Source organism: Aminobacter sp. MET-1, from assembly GCF_026521175.1.
GTDB lineage: Bacteria > Pseudomonadota > Alphaproteobacteria > Rhizobiales > Rhizobiaceae > Aminobacter.
The window spans coordinates 1-271 of the sequence record NZ_JAMSHL010000106.1; the positions used below are offsets into that span (position 1 = coordinate 1).

Genomic DNA, 271 nt, shown 5'->3' on the forward strand with positions numbered 1-271 from the left:
GATGCAACCCCGAGCGGGCCACTTGGCCGCCATTCACGTTGGTCACGCAGTAATGCCCAGAGAACGTCGACCAGTCTGCGAGCGAGTGCGATGGTGGCCTGGACGTGTCGTTGGTGTTCGGCGCGTTTACGTTGGTAGAACTCTCGTGACGGTCCTTCTCTTTGCGCACTGCTGAAGGCCGCCATGAAGAGGACGTGTCGTAGTCGTCGGTGGTAGCGCTTGGGACGGTGCAGGATTCCGGTGCGGGTTCCGGAATCGTTGGGAACGGGAG

1 protein-coding gene is annotated in these 271 nt (G+C 61.3%); it reads right to left on the reverse strand.

The genetic code is table 11. The features are described from left to right. The coding region (locus tag NDO48_RS29215; protein ID WP_267322916.1) for a transposase at positions 1–271 on the reverse strand (271 nt) is incomplete at both ends.